Source organism: Pseudogulbenkiania sp. MAI-1 (genome assembly GCF_000527175.1).
In the GTDB taxonomy this organism is placed as follows: domain Bacteria; phylum Pseudomonadota; class Gammaproteobacteria; order Burkholderiales; family Chromobacteriaceae; genus Pseudogulbenkiania.
The window spans coordinates 1,727,086-1,741,244 of record NZ_AZUR01000001.1 but is presented as its reverse complement, the minus strand read 5'-3'; the positions used below and the strand labels follow the sequence as shown (position 1 = coordinate 1,741,244).

The 14,159-nt window shown below is 62.2% G+C and carries 20 protein-coding genes; 10 read left to right on the top strand and 10 right to left on the bottom strand.

Translation table 11 applies throughout. The annotated features are described in order from the left end of the window. Nucleotides 1–94 precede the first annotated feature (94 nt). Entirely contained in the window at nt 95–748 is a 654-nt protein-coding gene (locus tag PSEMAI1_RS0108095; RefSeq protein ID WP_029770558.1) for a ParA family protein, read from the bottom strand. A 103-nt stretch (nt 749–851) separates the two neighbouring features. Here PSEMAI1_RS0108095 and PSEMAI1_RS0108090 point away from each other — a divergent pair, with 103 nt between their 5' ends. Continuing rightward, nucleotides 852–1,511, top strand: a complete 660-nt coding sequence (locus PSEMAI1_RS0108090; protein WP_024302389.1) for an HAD family phosphatase — start codon at nt 852–854, stop codon at nt 1,509–1,511. Nucleotides 1,512–1,571: 60 nt separating this feature from the next. On the opposite strand, the gene PSEMAI1_RS0108085 is transcribed toward PSEMAI1_RS0108090, so the two are convergent. Then, nucleotides 1,572–2,162, bottom strand: coding sequence for a YigZ family protein (locus PSEMAI1_RS0108085; RefSeq protein WP_024302388.1), 591 nt, complete (start codon nt 2,160–2,162; stop codon nt 1,572–1,574). Between the two features lie 176 nt (nt 2,163–2,338). Here PSEMAI1_RS0108085 and PSEMAI1_RS0108080 point away from each other — a divergent pair, with 176 nt between their 5' ends. Genes PSEMAI1_RS0108080 through PSEMAI1_RS0108050 form a run of 7 tightly spaced genes read left to right on the top strand, consistent with a single transcriptional unit; the run spans nt 2,339 to nt 6,488 of the window. After that, the gene (locus PSEMAI1_RS0108080; RefSeq protein WP_024302387.1) at nt 2,339–2,770 is read left to right on the top strand and encodes an NfeD family protein; all 432 of its coding nucleotides are present in this window, start codon (nt 2,339–2,341) and stop codon (nt 2,768–2,770) included. Beyond that, a complete protein-coding gene (locus tag PSEMAI1_RS0108075) occupies nt 2,770–3,711 on the top strand; it encodes an SPFH domain-containing protein (RefSeq protein ID WP_024302386.1) in 942 nt (313 codons plus the stop codon). The genes PSEMAI1_RS0108080 and PSEMAI1_RS0108075 overlap by 1 nt, the downstream gene beginning before the upstream one ends. A gap of 55 nt (nt 3,712–3,766) precedes the next feature. Continuing rightward, nucleotides 3,767–4,300 (top strand): septation protein A, encoded by a 534-nt coding sequence (locus tag PSEMAI1_RS0108070; RefSeq protein WP_024302385.1) that lies wholly within the window; start codon nt 3,767–3,769, stop codon nt 4,298–4,300. Further along, nucleotides 4,300–4,602 carry a YciI family protein gene (locus PSEMAI1_RS0108065; RefSeq protein WP_024302384.1) on the top strand — a complete coding sequence of 101 codons (303 nt, stop codon included), beginning with the start codon at nt 4,300–4,302 and terminating at the stop codon, nt 4,600–4,602. The genes PSEMAI1_RS0108070 and PSEMAI1_RS0108065 overlap by 1 nt, the downstream gene beginning before the upstream one ends. Further along, nucleotides 4,599–4,865 (top strand): BolA family transcriptional regulator, encoded by a 267-nt coding sequence (locus tag PSEMAI1_RS0108060; protein WP_024302383.1) that lies wholly within the window; start codon nt 4,599–4,601, stop codon nt 4,863–4,865. Before PSEMAI1_RS0108065 ends, PSEMAI1_RS0108060 begins: the two co-directional genes overlap by 4 nt. A 22-nt stretch (nt 4,866–4,887) precedes the next feature. Then, nucleotides 4,888–5,682 carry a peptidylprolyl isomerase gene (locus tag PSEMAI1_RS0108055; RefSeq protein WP_024302382.1) on the top strand — a complete coding sequence of 265 codons (795 nt, stop codon included), beginning with the start codon at nt 4,888–4,890 and terminating at the stop codon, nt 5,680–5,682. Between the two features lie 29 nt (nt 5,683–5,711). After that, complete coding sequence (locus PSEMAI1_RS0108050) at nt 5,712–6,488, top strand: peptidylprolyl isomerase (protein WP_024302381.1); 777 nt, start codon at nt 5,712–5,714, stop codon at nt 6,486–6,488. Between the two features lie 65 nt (nt 6,489–6,553). On the opposite strand, the gene PSEMAI1_RS0108045 is transcribed toward PSEMAI1_RS0108050, so the two are convergent. Next, nucleotides 6,554–7,333, bottom strand: coding sequence for an enoyl-CoA hydratase (locus PSEMAI1_RS0108045; protein ID WP_024302380.1), 780 nt, complete (start codon nt 7,331–7,333; stop codon nt 6,554–6,556). 284 nt (nt 7,334–7,617) lie between these two features. On the opposite strand from PSEMAI1_RS0108045, the gene PSEMAI1_RS0108040 reads away from it, so the two are divergent. Beyond that, nucleotides 7,618–8,298, top strand: a complete 681-nt coding sequence (locus PSEMAI1_RS0108040) for a sulfite exporter TauE/SafE family protein (protein WP_024302379.1) — start codon at nt 7,618–7,620, stop codon at nt 8,296–8,298. Here the strand turns inward: PSEMAI1_RS0108040 and PSEMAI1_RS0108035 are convergent, their stop codons facing one another. From PSEMAI1_RS0108035 to PSEMAI1_RS0108010, 6 genes are read right to left on the bottom strand one after another with little or no spacing between them, the layout of a single operon-like run. Further along, the gene (locus PSEMAI1_RS0108035; protein WP_024302378.1) at nt 8,299–9,195 is read right to left on the bottom strand and encodes a metal ABC transporter substrate-binding protein; all 897 of its coding nucleotides are present in this window, start codon (nt 9,193–9,195) and stop codon (nt 8,299–8,301) included. It lies immediately after the preceding gene. 11 nt (nt 9,196–9,206) lie between these two features. Next, entirely contained in the window at nt 9,207–10,085 is an 879-nt protein-coding gene (locus PSEMAI1_RS0108030; RefSeq protein ID WP_024302377.1) for a metal ABC transporter permease, read from the bottom strand. After that, on the bottom strand, nt 10,082–10,825 hold the full coding sequence (locus PSEMAI1_RS0108025; protein WP_024302376.1) for a metal ABC transporter ATP-binding protein: 744 nt from the start codon (nt 10,823–10,825) through the stop codon (nt 10,082–10,084). Before PSEMAI1_RS0108025 ends, PSEMAI1_RS0108030 begins: the two co-directional genes overlap by 4 nt. Then, on the bottom strand, nt 10,822–10,971 hold the full coding sequence (locus tag PSEMAI1_RS21735; RefSeq protein WP_156943103.1) for a hypothetical protein: 150 nt from the start codon (nt 10,969–10,971) through the stop codon (nt 10,822–10,824). The genes PSEMAI1_RS0108025 and PSEMAI1_RS21735 overlap by 4 nt, the downstream gene beginning before the upstream one ends. An 11-nt stretch (nt 10,972–10,982) precedes the next feature. Then, complete coding sequence (locus PSEMAI1_RS0108015) at nt 10,983–11,915, bottom strand: GTP-binding protein (protein ID WP_024302375.1); 933 nt, start codon at nt 11,913–11,915, stop codon at nt 10,983–10,985. After that, nucleotides 11,903–12,337 (bottom strand): Fur family transcriptional regulator, encoded by a 435-nt coding sequence (locus PSEMAI1_RS0108010; protein ID WP_024302374.1) that lies wholly within the window; start codon nt 12,335–12,337, stop codon nt 11,903–11,905. The genes PSEMAI1_RS0108015 and PSEMAI1_RS0108010 overlap by 13 nt, the downstream gene beginning before the upstream one ends. Nucleotides 12,338–12,482: 145 nt before the next feature. Between PSEMAI1_RS0108010 and PSEMAI1_RS0108005 the strand changes: the two genes are divergently transcribed. Further along, nucleotides 12,483–12,797 (top strand): hypothetical protein, encoded by a 315-nt coding sequence (locus tag PSEMAI1_RS0108005; RefSeq protein WP_024302373.1) that lies wholly within the window; start codon nt 12,483–12,485, stop codon nt 12,795–12,797. 100 nt (nt 12,798–12,897) lie between these two features. Here the strand turns inward: PSEMAI1_RS0108005 and PSEMAI1_RS0108000 are convergent, their stop codons facing one another. Beyond that, nucleotides 12,898–13,947, bottom strand: coding sequence for an HD-GYP domain-containing protein (locus tag PSEMAI1_RS0108000; RefSeq protein WP_024302372.1), 1,050 nt, complete (start codon nt 13,945–13,947; stop codon nt 12,898–12,900). Nucleotides 13,948–14,159: the final 212 nt, after the last annotated feature.

Sequence of the window (14,159 nt, the reverse complement as noted above, 5' to 3'; positions counted from 1 at the left end):
TGCATGACCTTAAAGCACAGAAAGCGGCAGGGTGGAAACATCAGGTGCCAACCGGGGGAAAACCGGTCGATCATCGCCGAATCCGCCTATTGCTTTACTTATCGCACCAGTGCTCGCGAGCGGACGGCCGCAGCCACTCCACAATGGCCTGCCAAGCGGCACGGTCGCGGGCAACCTTGCCGGCAGGCAGATCGAACAGGGTCAGCCCTTGCGCCGCGGCCTGCACATAGAGCTGCGTATCCCTCAGCCAGCTGAGCACCTCCACGTCGTGCCGCCGCAGGAAAGCCTCCAGTTCGCGCGCCGAGCGCGTGCGCGGGTCGACGCGCATGCCCACCACGGCCAGGAACACCTTGTTCTTGCGGATCGCCTTCTCCTCCAGCAATTGATGGAAGAATTCCTCGCTGGCCCACATGTCGAAAGGAGAAGGCTGGATCGGTACCAGGATGCGATCCACCCGGGAGATCAGGCTGTTGAGCCGCTTGCCGTGCAGTCCGGCGGGGCTATCCAGCACCACGACACCGGTTCCCTTCGGCGGTTTTGCCGGCTCGCCCGGCGATATTTCCCAGCCATGGATGCCAGGCAAGGCCGCGGGGCGACGCGACAGCCAGTTCAGGGAAGACTGCTGCCGATCGACATCCCCCAACATGACCTTGTCGCCATGGTTGGCAAAATACCCGGCCAGGTTTGTCGCCAGGGTCGACTTGCCGCTCCCTCCCTTGGGGTTGGCAACCAGCACCGAAAGCACCATCCACCTCTCCATTCATCGCGTAGCGACAAATATACCAAAGTCTTAACGCTTGCCTGTTCCCGAAATTTCTGGTCAGCTATCCGCTGGATACAGGGAAATAACCATGATACGCAGCTTTGACGCCGTCTTGTTCGACATGGACGGCTTGATGATAGACACCGAATCGGTCAGCGCTTCAAGCTGGCGCCTGGCGGGTGAATCGCTCGACATTCACATCCCGGAAGAGCTGATCCACAGCATGGTGGGCCTGTCGGTCACCCGCAGCCTGGAGCGGGTGATAGAACATTATGGCGATCGCACCCTGGGCCAAGCCCTAAGCGAAGCCTGCCGCCATCATTACCGTCGCCAGCTCGCCGAAGACGACATTCCGCTCAAGACGGGCATCGAGGCGGTGCTCGAGTGGCTGAGCGGCCAGAACATCCCGCGCGCCGTCGCCACTTCGACGCAGCGCCTGATGTGCGACCTCAAGCTGCAACGCACCGGCCTGGCTCGTTATTTCGACATCAGCGTCGCCGGCGACGAAGTCAGCCACACCAAGCCCGCTCCCGATGTCTTTCTGGCGGCGGCGGCCAAGCTCGACATCGCGCCGGAGCGCTGCATCGTGCTGGAAGACTCGCCCTACGGGCTGCTGGCCGGACTTGCCGCCGGCATGCGCGTCATCCTGGTTCCCGACATGATCAAGCCCAGTGCCGACGACCAAGCGAAAGCCCTCGCCACCTGCGACAGCCTGCACGACGCACTGAGCCTGCTCAAAACGCTGTAAGCCGGCAAGGTTGGCCGACCATCCGGCCAACCGCATCCCATTCCCCTCCTCGCCCATTCGTCAGGAAGGGACGTCCAGCACCTCCAGCGCCCCGTGCAGGCAATCGCTCAGTTGCGCCAGCAACGATGCGGCCTCGTCTGCCGGCGCAGCCAGGGTGAGCGCCACCGTTTCGCCGTAGCTCGCCTCCAGCACAGAAATGCCATGCTCGGCGCAAAACCGTCTTACCCTCGACTCCTCGGCAAAACCGATACCGACCTTGTAATGCGCCATCCTGATGGTCGGCAGCAACTCAGCCTGCTGCAACGCGGCGCTCACAGCCTGGGAGTAGGCCCTGACCAGCCCGCCGGCACCCAGCTTGATGCCGCCAAAGTAGCGCACCACCACCGCCAGCACGTTACCGACATCCTTGTGCACCAGCACCGAATACATCGGCTTGGCCGCCGTGCCGGAGGGCTCGCCGTCGTCGTCGAGGCCCGAGTCGCCCTCCGTCAGCAACACCGAACAGTAATGCCGGGCATCCTTCCAGCGCTGACGCACCTCGGCCAGGCGGTCCATCGCTTCGGCCCGGGTGGTCACCGGATAGAGCACCGCGATGAAACGGCTCTTCTTGATCTCGATTTCGGCCGTTACCGGTGCCGCCAGCTGCAACATCGCCGTCTTTCTTCACGTTGAAAGCCCCCAATCTTACCCGAAGCACCACCTAGACTGAGATGGATCACGAAATGCGCGCATGCCGGGTACACCCTCTGGCTCACGCCCCTCCCCACTTGTCATGAGCGCCGTGCGGGATAGACAATGATCCATCCATCATGTCCAGGAAGGTTCTGATGCTGATTCCTCCTACCCTCTGGTTCATCAGCGCCGTCATCGCCCTGATCGCCGAGTTCCTCACCGGCACGTTCTATCTCCTGGTGGTAGCCCTGGCACTGGCCGGTGGCGGACTGGCGGCACTGGGAGGGCTGGGCGCCGTCGCCGAGCTGATGGCAGCCAGCCTGACCGGCGTCATCGGGCTGTGGCTCGTCACGCGCTGGAAGAAACGCCACGCAGGCCCACGCCAGCCGCGCCGCGAACCCGACTTCGGCCAGCCGGTGCGCATCGTCAGCATCACCGACGGCGGCCTGGCCCGCGTTCACTATCGCGGCACCGAATGGGACGCCGAACTGCTCGATCCGGCCCTGGCCAGCGGCCAAACCGGCTACATCGCCGGCAACGACGGCGGCCGCCTCAAGATTTCCTCAAACCCACCAGGACAACACTAATGGAACTAGCGCTCATCCTCTTTCTGGCCGTGGTGATCTTCACACTCAAAGCGATCAAGGTGGTGCCGCAGCAGCACGCCTACATCGTCGAACGACTCGGCCGCTACCACGGCACGCTGCAGCCGGGGCTCAACGTCGTGGTTCCTTTCGTCGATCGCCTCGCCTACAAACACATGCTCAAGGAAATCCCGCTCGACGTTCCCAGCCAGATCTGCATCACCCGCGACAACACCCAGCTCAAGGTCGACGGCATCCTGTACTTCCAGGTCACCGACCCACAGCGCGCCTCCTACGGCTCCAGCGACTACATCCTGGCCATCACCCAGCTCGCCCAGACCACGCTGCGCTCCGTGATCGGCAAGATGGAGCTCGACAAGACCTTCGAGGAGCGTGACGAGATCAACCGCGCCGTGGTCGCGGCGCTGGACGAGGCCGCCTTCTCCTGGGGGGTCAAGGTGCTGCGCTACGAAATCAAGGACCTGGTGCCGCCGCAGGACATCCTGCACGCGATGCAGGCGCAAATCACCGCCGAACGGGAAAAACGCGCGCTGATCGCCTCCTCCGAAGGGCGCAAGATGGAGCAGATCAACATCGCCGCCGGCGCGCGTGAAGCCGCCATCCAGCAATCCCAGGGCGAAATGCAGGCCACCATCAACCAGTCGGAAGGCGAAAAGCAGGCCGCCATCAACAAGGCGCTCGGCGAAGCCGAGGCCCTGCGCCTGGTCGCCACCGCTACCGCCGAAGCGATCCAGCGCGTGGCCGAGGCAATCAAGACCGACGGCGGCATCGAAGCCGTCAACCTCAAGGTGGCGGAGCAGTACGTCGACGCCTTCGGCAAGCTGGCCAAGGAGAACAATACCGTGATCCTGCCAGGCAACGTCGCCGACATCGGCGGGCTGGTGGCCACCGCCATGAGCATCGTCAAGCAAGCCCCGCGCTGACATCCACGTCGGCCGCGGCTTGTGTTGCGGCCGACCTGCCCCCATAATCGTCCGCATGAAATTTCTGTCAGACCTCTTTCCTGTCCTGCTGTTCTTCGGTGCCTACTGGTTCAGCAGGGACATGTTCATCGCCACGGCCGTCGCCATTGCCGCCACCCTGCTGCAAGTGGCCAGTGCCTGGCTACGACACCGCAAGGTGGAAACCATGCAATGGGTCAGTCTGGGGCTGATCGTGGTGCTCGGCGGCGCCACCTTGCTGCTGCACGACAAGCATTTCATCATGTGGAAGCCCACCGTACTCTACTGGATCATGGGCACCGGCCTGTTCGTCGGGGAACTTGCCGGCAAGAACGGCATCAGAGCTCTGGTCGGGCAGCAAATGGAGCTCCCCGCAGCGGTATGGCGCAAGCTCAATTATGCGTGGGTAGCGTTTTTTGCCCTGATGGGCGCGCTCAACCTGTTCGTGGCCTACCGCTTCAGTGAAGACATCTGGGTCAATTTCAAGCTGTTCGGCGGACTTGGCCTGATGCTCGCCTTCGTCATTGCCCAAAGCCTGTTTCTCTCCAAGTATCTAGAGGAAAAAAAGTAATGCTGTATGCCATTATCGGCCAGGACCAGCCAGGCTCCCTGGAAAACCGTCTGGCCGCACGCCCAGCCCATCTGGCGCGCTTGCAAGCCCTGCAAGAACAGGGGCGTCTGGTGCTGGCAGGGCCGTTCCCGGCCATCGATTCCCCCGACCCGGGCCCGGCCGGCTTCAGTGGCAGCCTGATCGTGGCCGAATTCGCCTCGCAGGAAGACGCCCGCATCTGGGCCGATGCCGACCCTTACGTCGACGCCGGCGTTTATACCCATGTCGAGATCAAGCCTTTCCGCAAGGTGTTTCCGGCATGAGTGACATCCAGCAGCGGATGCGAGAACGCCTGTCCAGCCTGCAACCCGAACACCTCGACATCGAGGACGACAGTGCCGCCCACGCCGGCCATGCCGGTGCACGATCGGGCGGCGGGCACTACAACCTGATCATCGTCAGCCCCCGGTTCGAGGGCCTCAGTCGCGTCAAGCGCCACCAGATGGTGTACGAAGCGCTGGGCGACCTCATGCAAACCGGCATCCATGCCCTGGCCATCAAGGCCATCGCCCCGAACGAGATCTGACTTCACCGAATAAGGATTACCCATGCGACATTCTCGTCTAGCCGCCCTGCTGTTCGTTGCCGCCATCGGCGTACCCGGCCTCGCCGCCGCACAAGCCGTGGCCACCGTCAACGGCGTCGCCATCGACAAGAAAGAAGTCGACGAAGCCGTCAGCGTGCTGAGCAAGAACAGCAATGGCAAGGTCCAGGATACCCCGGCCCTGCGCGAACAGATCAAGGACAACCTGATCAACAAGCAGCTGATCCTGCAGGAAGCTGCCCGCCGCGGGCTGGAGAAGCAGCCGGAATTCGTCGAGCGCCTGCAGAACGTGCGCGAAGAGATGCTGCGTGACGCGCTGATCGCCGACATCCTGAAGCAGAGCCCGGTCACCGACGCCAAGATCAAGGCCCGCTATGACCAGCTCGCCGCCCAGCAGGCCGGCAGCAAGGAAGTGCATGCCCGCCAGATCATGGTGGCCAGCGAAGCGGAGGCCAACAAGGTGATCGCCGATCTGAAGAAAGGCAAGAAATTCGAAGATCTCGCCAAGGCTCTCTCCAAAGACCCTGCCGCCAAACAGACTGGCGGTGACATGGGCTGGGGCAACCTCAGCCAGATGGAGCCCAAGCTGGCTGAAGCGCTGAAGGGCCTGGGCAAAGGCCAGAGCAGCAGCCAACCGTTCAAGTCCGGGCTGGGTTGGCACGTGTTCAAGATCGAGGACATCCGTGACGCCAAGCTGCCTCCGCTGAACGATATCAAGGCCCAGATCGCCCGCCAGATTCAACAAGAAGACGTGGCCAAGGCCGTGGGTGAACTCCGTTCCAAGGCCAAAATCCAGTAAATCGAGAAAGATAAAGGATACTATCCAACATGCGCAAAACCCTGCTGCTTAGCACCCTGACCGTCGCCGTGCTGTCGACTACCGCCCTGGCGGCGCCTCCGGTGGTGAACGGGACGACCATCTCCCAGTCCCGCATCGACGCCGTCGTCCGCATGATGGAAGCACAAGGCCAGCCGGTGACCCCGGACATGCAGGCCTCGGCGCGTGACCAGCTGATTACCGCCGAAATCCTGCGCCAGGCCGCGGTCAAGAAAGGCCTCGACAAGTCGCCCGAGTACAAGGCGGAAATCGAAAACATGCAGACCATGGCACTGGCCAGCCGTCTGATCAAGGACTTCCAGCGCAGCAACCCGGTGAGCGAGGCTCAACTGCGCGCCGAATACGACAAGATCAAGTCGCAGTTCCCCGAGAAGAAGAGCTATCACGCCCGCCACATCCTGGTGCCCACCGAGGCGGAAGCCAAGGCCGTCATCGATGCCCTGCGCAAGGGCAAGCCATTCGATCAGTTGGCCAAGGAAAAGTCGATCGATCCGGGCAGCAAGAACAACGGCGGCGATCTCGGCTGGAGCGAAGCCAGCAATTTCGTAGCCCCGTTCTCCGAGGCCATGACCAAGCTCTCCAAGGGCCAGGTCACCTCGGAACCGGTCAAGACCGAGTTTGGCTGGCACGTCATCAAGCTGGATGACGTCCGCACCGAGGCGGCCCCGCCGGTCGAACAGATCCGTCCGCAGCTGGAACAGCGCATCATGGCGGGCAAGATCGAGAAGTTCATCAGCGACCTGAAGGCCAAGGCCACCATCCAGTAATCGCAACCCTGACCATGCAAGACGGGGCGGAAATCCGCCCCGTTTTCTCTTGCGCCTCACCTCGCTTACTCGTCCTCGCACCACTTCGGGGTCCGCTTGCCCATGAAGGCGGCAACCCCTTCCAGCTGCTCCTCCTCCCCGATCAGTCGCAGCATGGCCTGTTTCTCCAGGGCCAGATGTTCATCCATGTCATGATACGCACTGCTCGCAATCAGCCGCCGCACCTCCTGGATCGCATTGGGCGCCTGCCGTGCCACCTTGTTCGCAAGGCTGACCGCGACGATCTTGGACAGGCCGGGGTCGACCACCTCCTCGACCAAGCCGATAGTCAAGGCCTTGGCCGCCGGGAGGATCTCACCTCCGAGGATGATCCGCTTGGCCCAGGAAACACCCACCTTGTCGGTCAGCGCCTTGGTGCCGCCGGCACAGGGCAGCAGCCCCACCTTGGTCTCCGGCAAGCCCAGTTGGGCGCCCACTTCGGCCACCATGTAATCGCAGGCCAAGGCGCACTCCAGCCCTCCTCCCAAGGCGTAACCATTGATCGCGGCAACCGTCACACCGTGGAAACGGCGAATAGCGCCGAAGGCAACGGCAAATGCATCGATGACATCGGCGGCTAGCCGCCGATCACCACCGGCAAACTGCTTGAGGTCGGCACCCGCCGAAAAGAAGGCATCGCCTTCCCCGGTAATGACGACGGAACGAACCGAATCATCTTTCTCGACCCCTTCCATCACCGCCGCGAGCTCGCGCAGGCTCTCCAGCGTCCATAGATTGGCCGGAGGATTGTTGATGGTCAGGATGGCCGCTTGGCCAAGCCTCTCGACAGTGACGCTATTCGCCATGGTGGTCCCTCACTCGGTTCTTGGTTGTTATGGTCGTGATGTACATGGCGGCAGGCGCGGCGCAGGCTCCCTGTAAGGAGCTGCCCCAAACGCACAGTGCCATTGTTAACACAGACTTTTACCAGTACAACAACTGTTTCTTATTATTGATTTTTAGCTCGTCGGCCTAGCGGATGCCAAAATAAAATCAACGCCCCCTCAATTATTCCAACGTCAACACCAAGAGACGACGGCATGACCCCTGCTGATTTGGTAAAATCGGACTTTCCCCTGCGGCTTCGTCGATGATAGAAACCAGTTTTCTCGTTTTGTTCCTTACCGGACTCCTCGGCGGAGGACACTGCATCGGGATGTGCGGCGGGATCGTCACGGCCCTATCCTTAAACCTGCCCGAGCAACGACGCGGCTTGATCCTTCTCGCCTACAACACCGGGCGGATGGCCAGCTACGCGCTGATCGGCGCCCTCCTCGGCGGCTTGGCCGAAGCCGGGCTGACCCTGCTGCAACTGCGCCCGCTGCAACTAGGCCTCTACCTGCTGGCCAACGTGATGATCATCGGCATGGGACTCTACCTGGCGGGACTCTCGCTGGCGGTCACGCGTATCGAGGCCCTGGGCAAACCCATCTGGCGACGCCTGCAGCCGCTGCTCACTCCACTGCTGCCGGTACGTCACCCTGGCCAGGCCTTGCTGGCCGGCGCGCTGTGGGGCTGGTTGCCGTGCGGGCTGGTCTACAGTGCCAGCCTGACCGCACTGGCCTCCGGATCGGCGGCACGTGGCGCGCTCGCCATGCTGGCGTTCGCGCTGGGCACACTGCCCAACCTGCTGGCCATGGGGGTGTTCGCCAGCACCTTGAAAAGCTGGCTGCAAAAACGGCCAGTGCGGCTGGCTGCCGGACTGGCCGTGGCGGGGATGGGGCTCTATCAGTTACTCAGCCATCTGCTGTCGCAACATCTCCATGCTTGATCAACGGAACGATTTCAGGATGGTTTCCACGTTGTAGCGGAACAGGGCCAGATAGCTGCCGGCCGGCCCTTTGGGCGACGACAGCGCATCGGCGTACAATTCCGCCCCCGTGGTGACGTTGGCCTCCCTCGCCAGCTGTTGGAGCAGACGCTTGTCGGCCATGTTCTCGAAGAAGATCGCCCTGACCTTTTCCTTCTTCACCTGCCGCACCAATAGGGCCACGGCCTTGGCCGACGCCTCGGTATCGGTGCTCACCCCCTGAGGGGACAGAAGCTGGATGCCATAGCGCTTACCCAGATAAGTGAACGCATCGTGCGAGGTCAGCACCTTGCGCTGGGCAGCCGGCACGGCGGCAAAAGCCTTGGCTGCCCATTGATCGAGCTCACTCACCTTGCGGCCGTAGTCGGCCGCCCGCTGCTGATAGACAGCCTTGCCTTCGGGGTCCGCCTTGCTCAAGCCTTCCGCGATGTTCTTGATATAGGTCTGCACCCGTACAGGGTCTTGCCAGGCATGCGGGTCGGCTTCGCCATGTCCATGCCCTTGCTCATGGCTCTCTTCCCCGTGTTCCTCGGCCATCAACGGCTTGACGCCCTTGCTGGCTTCGATCAGCGTGCCCTTGAACCCGGCGGAACGGGTCAGCCGCCCCATCCAGCCCTCGAAGCCCAGACCGTTGACGACGAACACCTTGGCCCCGGCCAGCCGCTTGACGTCGGTCGGCGACGGCTGAAACACATGGGCATCCTGGTCCGGTCCGACCAGCGAGACCACTTCGACCCGATCGCCACCGATTTCACGAGTCATGTCCGCCACGATACTGAAACTGGCCACCACCGGCAGCTTGGCCCACGCCCACAGCGGCAGGCCCAGCAGGGCAATGCCCAACAGGGTTTTCTTCATGCTTTTCTTCCTTATGATTCGAGATGGCGGGCGCGGATATAACGAGGCAAGGCCCCGCCCAACGGCGCCACAAACAAGGACAACAGATAGAACAGCCCGGCCAGCAGGATGATCGCCGGCCCTGAAGGCAGTTCGAAATGGTAGGACAGCAGCAGACCGCCAATCCCACAGGCGAACGCCAGCAGCACCGAGAACACCAGCATACGGCCGATGCTGGGCACCCATAGCCGCGCGGTGATCGCCGGCAGCATCATCAGGCCCACCGCCATCAAGGTGCCCAAGGCCTGAAAGCCGGCGACCAGGTTCAGTACCACCAGCATCAGGAAAGCCAGGTGCCAGATGCCGCCTTTGCCGCCGACCGCGCGCAGGAACACCGGGTCCAGGCTCTCCAGCACCAGCGGGCGATAGATGATCGCCAGCACCACCAGGCTGAACGATGCCACGCCGGCCACCAGCAGCAGCGCCGCATCGTCCACCGCCAGCACCGAGCCAAACAGGATGTGAATCAGGTCGACGTTACTGCCATTGCGCGACACCAGCAGCACGCCGACGGCCAGCGACAGCAGATAGAAGGCGGCGAAGCTGGCGTCTTCCTTAATCGTGGTGAAGCGGGTCGCCAGCCCGGCCAGCAACGCCACCAGCACGCCCGCCACAAAGCCGCCCAGGCTCATCGCCGGCAGGCTTAACCCGGCCATGATGAAGCCGACCGCCGCACCGGGCAGCACGGCGTGGCTCATCGCATCGCCCATCAGGCTCATGCGGCGCATCACCAGGAACAGGCCGACCGGGCCGCTGCCCAGTGCCAGTGCCAAACAGCCGGCCAGGGCCCGGCGCATGAAGGCGAACTCGACGAAGGGCGCGATGGCCAGATCGTACAAATGGACCGTCATGCCGCCTCCTCGTCCACGCGGCAAACCGGCGCCCGCTCGTGCCAGTGCGCCGCCGTTTCCGATGCCCGACGCAGGTTGAGATCGGTCAGCACCAGCTCGGTCTTGCCCCAGGCGACGACCTCGCGCGCCAGCAGCAGGGTATACGGGAAATAGGCCCGCACCTGCTCGTAGTCGTGCAGCACGGCGATCACCGTGCGCCCCTCGTCGCGCCAGCGCCGTATCAGTTCGAGCAGGTCGTAGGTGGTCTTGGCGTCGACGGCGTTGAACGGCTCGTCCAGCAAGATCAGCGGCGCATCCTGCAGCAGGATGCGGGCAAACAGCACGCGCTGGAACTGCCCCGTCGACAGCGCGGAAATCGGCCGCTCGGCAAAATCGGCCAGCCCGACGGCGCGCAACGCCTCTTGCACCTTCACCCGCTGCTTGCGGCCGACCTTGCCGAACACCCCGGTCTGGTGCCACAACCCGGTGGCCACCAGGTCGTAAACCGAAACCGGCAGGGAGCGGTCGATTTCCGATTGCTGCGGGAGGTAGGCAATGTCCTTGCGTGAGAAGCCGTCCAGGTGGACATGCCCCGAGTCGGGTTTCAACGCGCCGATCATCGTCTTAAGCAGGGTACTCTTGCCGGCGCCGTTGGGACCGAAGATCGCGGTCGCCTCTCCGTCGGCGAAGGTGCCGCTGGCATGATGTACCGCCGGATGACGCAGGTAGGAGACAGTCAGGTTCTCCACGCGGACGCTCATTCACCGCCCCCCATCGCCCAGCCGACGATCGCCCACAGCACGCCAAGCAGGACCAGGACACCGCCGAGGCGCTCCGCCACCGACATCCCCATCAGGCTGATGCCGAGAGGAGAAACAGGCTCTTGTTGATGATTATGATTCTTCATGATTTCGGGACTTACTCTTTTTCGATGCAGGCCTGCAACGCCGCCTCGATCTGTTCTGCATCCAACTCCGGCGCAATCAGCTCGAAGCGGCTATCTCGACGCCAAGCGACCTGACTCGCCCCCCACTGCCCTTCCGCCCAGTTGAGCCAGATCCACGACCCGAGCACCTGGAACACGCCCTTGGCACGGACCAGCCCTGGCACTCGCTGCGGCAGGGAGTCGAAGAAATCGGTCAGCGCTTCGCCGTTGAAGGCGGTGCCCGCATCGAAGAGCCAGCCTTGCGAGCGCCAACCGGAGGCGGATTGCGGGGGCACCGCCGGCCGATAACGCAACTTCGGTGCCACCTCCAGATCGAGCCACGCCGGATTCAGAGCCCCCTGCTGCACTTCCGCTACCAGGGATTTCGGAGGGAACAGATTAGCCGCCTGACGACGGAAGATTTCGAGCATGTCAACGTCGGCCAGATCGACCTTGTTGGCCACCAGCACGTCGGCCAACGACACCTGGTCGCGATAAAGCGGCTGACGGAAGTAATCGGGGTTGGTGAACTGGCGCGGGTCGACCACGGTCAGCACGGCACCGATGGTCAGGGCGTCGCCGAGCGGCCGCTCACGCAATTCATCGATCACGCCGGCGGCGTGGGCCAAGCCGCTGGCCTCGATCAGCAGACGGTCAGGACGCTCGCGCCGTAACAGATTGGCCACGGTTACGGTCATCTGCGGCCCGGCCACACAGCACATGCAGCCGCCGGCGATTTCCGCCACCGGCAACTCGCCGTCGCTCAGCGCGGCACCGTCGATGCCCACCTCGCCGAATTCGTTGACGATGACCGCCCAGCGCTCATTCGATGGTCTATTGGCGATCAGATGGCGCAGTGCGGTCGTTTTGCCCACGCCGAGAAACCCGGTAAACAGATTGACGACGGTCTTCTTCATGCGTGACAAGCCTTGCAAACTCCGGTGAGCAACAGATTCTGCTCGCGGCTCTGGAACCCGACGGCATCGGTTACCTCTTGCAGAACACCCAGGAAACGGCTGGCGTCGATCTCCTCGACCCGGCCGCATGTTTCGCACACCAGGATTAGACCATGATGGTGGCAATCGAAATGTCTGCATACGACAAAACCGTTGAGCGCGTCGACCTTATGCAGCAATCCCTGCTCCACCAGAAAGTCCAATGCCCGGTACACCGTGGGCGGAGCCGCCACACCGCGCTCACGCTGCAGGTCGGCCAACACCTGGTACGCCTTGACGACACCATCGTACTCGAGCACCAACTCGAGGATGTGCCGACGCAGGGTGGTGAGCTTGCAGCCACGGCGCAGGCAATGCCGCTCGGCGGCAGCCAGATAGCTTTGCTTGTTCATCACGGGAGGGTCAATCTTGAGAATGAGGGCAGTATGTTATTATATAACACTGTCGTTCACAACTATTAACACTCTTGGCATGTATGATGATTTTCTTATGGTGTTAGACTAATTCCAATGCCAATCAACGACCGGAGAAGAACACATGAAGCAGTTGCTGTCGTTCCTGGCTGGCTGCCTCCTGGCGACCAGCACCCTCGCCGCCGGCCTGATCACCCCCCACGCCGGCGCCCTCAAAGAATGCCAGCAAGAGCAGCCGCGCACAAAGCAACCCTTGCCGGGCAAGAACACCCTGACGCGCGACGAGCAGGCCAAGCTGGCCGCCCATCTGGACATGATGGCCGAACAAGCAGTGCAACTCGTCCCCACCAAGGCAGACAATGCCGCGTCCGGTAACCGGCTGGACAAACCCCGCCGCTATACGGCATCCCAGTCGAGGCGAGCCGACGAGCTGAGTTGATGCCAGGCAAGCAACGCCAGCAGTCCTTCAAACACATCCGACGCGCATTCGAGCCGATGGGGCTGGTCGCATGTGACCGCGCCCCTTTTGAACCAACGGGCTAATTCAGACCCCAGAATGGGGCAAACCACGAAAGATGGCGCGCCTCAACCGGCATATGAATGCTCCTGGCAATGCGCCGATCCCGGGTCGCGGTATCGAACAGGGCATAGCGGCCCTTCAGCGTGGCTACGCGCGGAGCATGGGCGCGAGCGGTCTGCATGACGACAAGCGCACTCTCGCCCGAATCAAGACTGACAAAACTCCCGGAGGGATACAGCCCCAGCACTTTGACCAGCTGCATGAAATAGCAAGGCTCGAACGGTTCGCCGGCATTGGTATACAGCTGGGCCAGGGCCTTTTTCGCCGGTAGGCGCTGGCGGTAGCTCCGCGGCATCAGCTTGGCGATCGCGACGTCCAGGAGATGCAGGAGGTGTGCCACCTGGTCGATCTCGTGGGCCTTCAGCTTGAATGGATAACCATGTCCATCATGGCGTTCGTGATGCGTCAAGACGACCAGATGCAACCGCTCATCCTCGAAGCCAATTTCGCGCAACAGCGCCGAGCTTATGATGGGATGCATGTCAATCAGCTGCCGCTGCATCGTGCAGGGTGGCCCTTCCTGGTGCGCCATCTCGTTGTGCAGCGCGATGGCGCCCAGATTCATTGTCAAGGCCGCCAGCACCAATAGCCGGTGTATCGCCGCGTCGAGATTGAGCCTGTCGGCCATCAGGCTGGCCAACAAGGCCACATTGATGGCATGGTGCGCCACATAGTTTTCCCACTGGCACAGCAAGATCGCAGCGACCGCGCCATCAGGATTCTGCCGGGCAAGCATCGTCAACCGCTCAACCACCCCAATCAGCTGATCGGCTTGCAAGCGACCAGGCAGTAGAGCCGTTAATTTGCTGTAATAATCGGCGAGGGCCGCCGCCTCCCACAGCGCAAGAGTGGAGGGCTTCGGGAGGCGTGGCTCGATAGCACGCGGGAATGGCGCGAGCAGGCTGTGGCGGAATTTTTCGTCCAGCCGGAAAACCAACGGCCCTTCCTGATACAACCGGTGCTTCATAAACAGCGTATCAGGGAGTTCGAGTCGGATATCGTTTCCCATTTGCGTATTCAACCCTCTTCATGATGCCATCAGCCTAGTTTCAATAATCGACCGCTTCAAGGATGAAAAAGCATCGTGAGACCATGTCGGCATTGCAGCGGCCAAATAATTCACCTTGCTCCATTACATCGATAGCAATGCATCGCCTTTGTTATAGAGGCAAAGTACCAGCCACCCATAAAAAGGACCAGGCAGGTCCTTGTTCTTTCCAA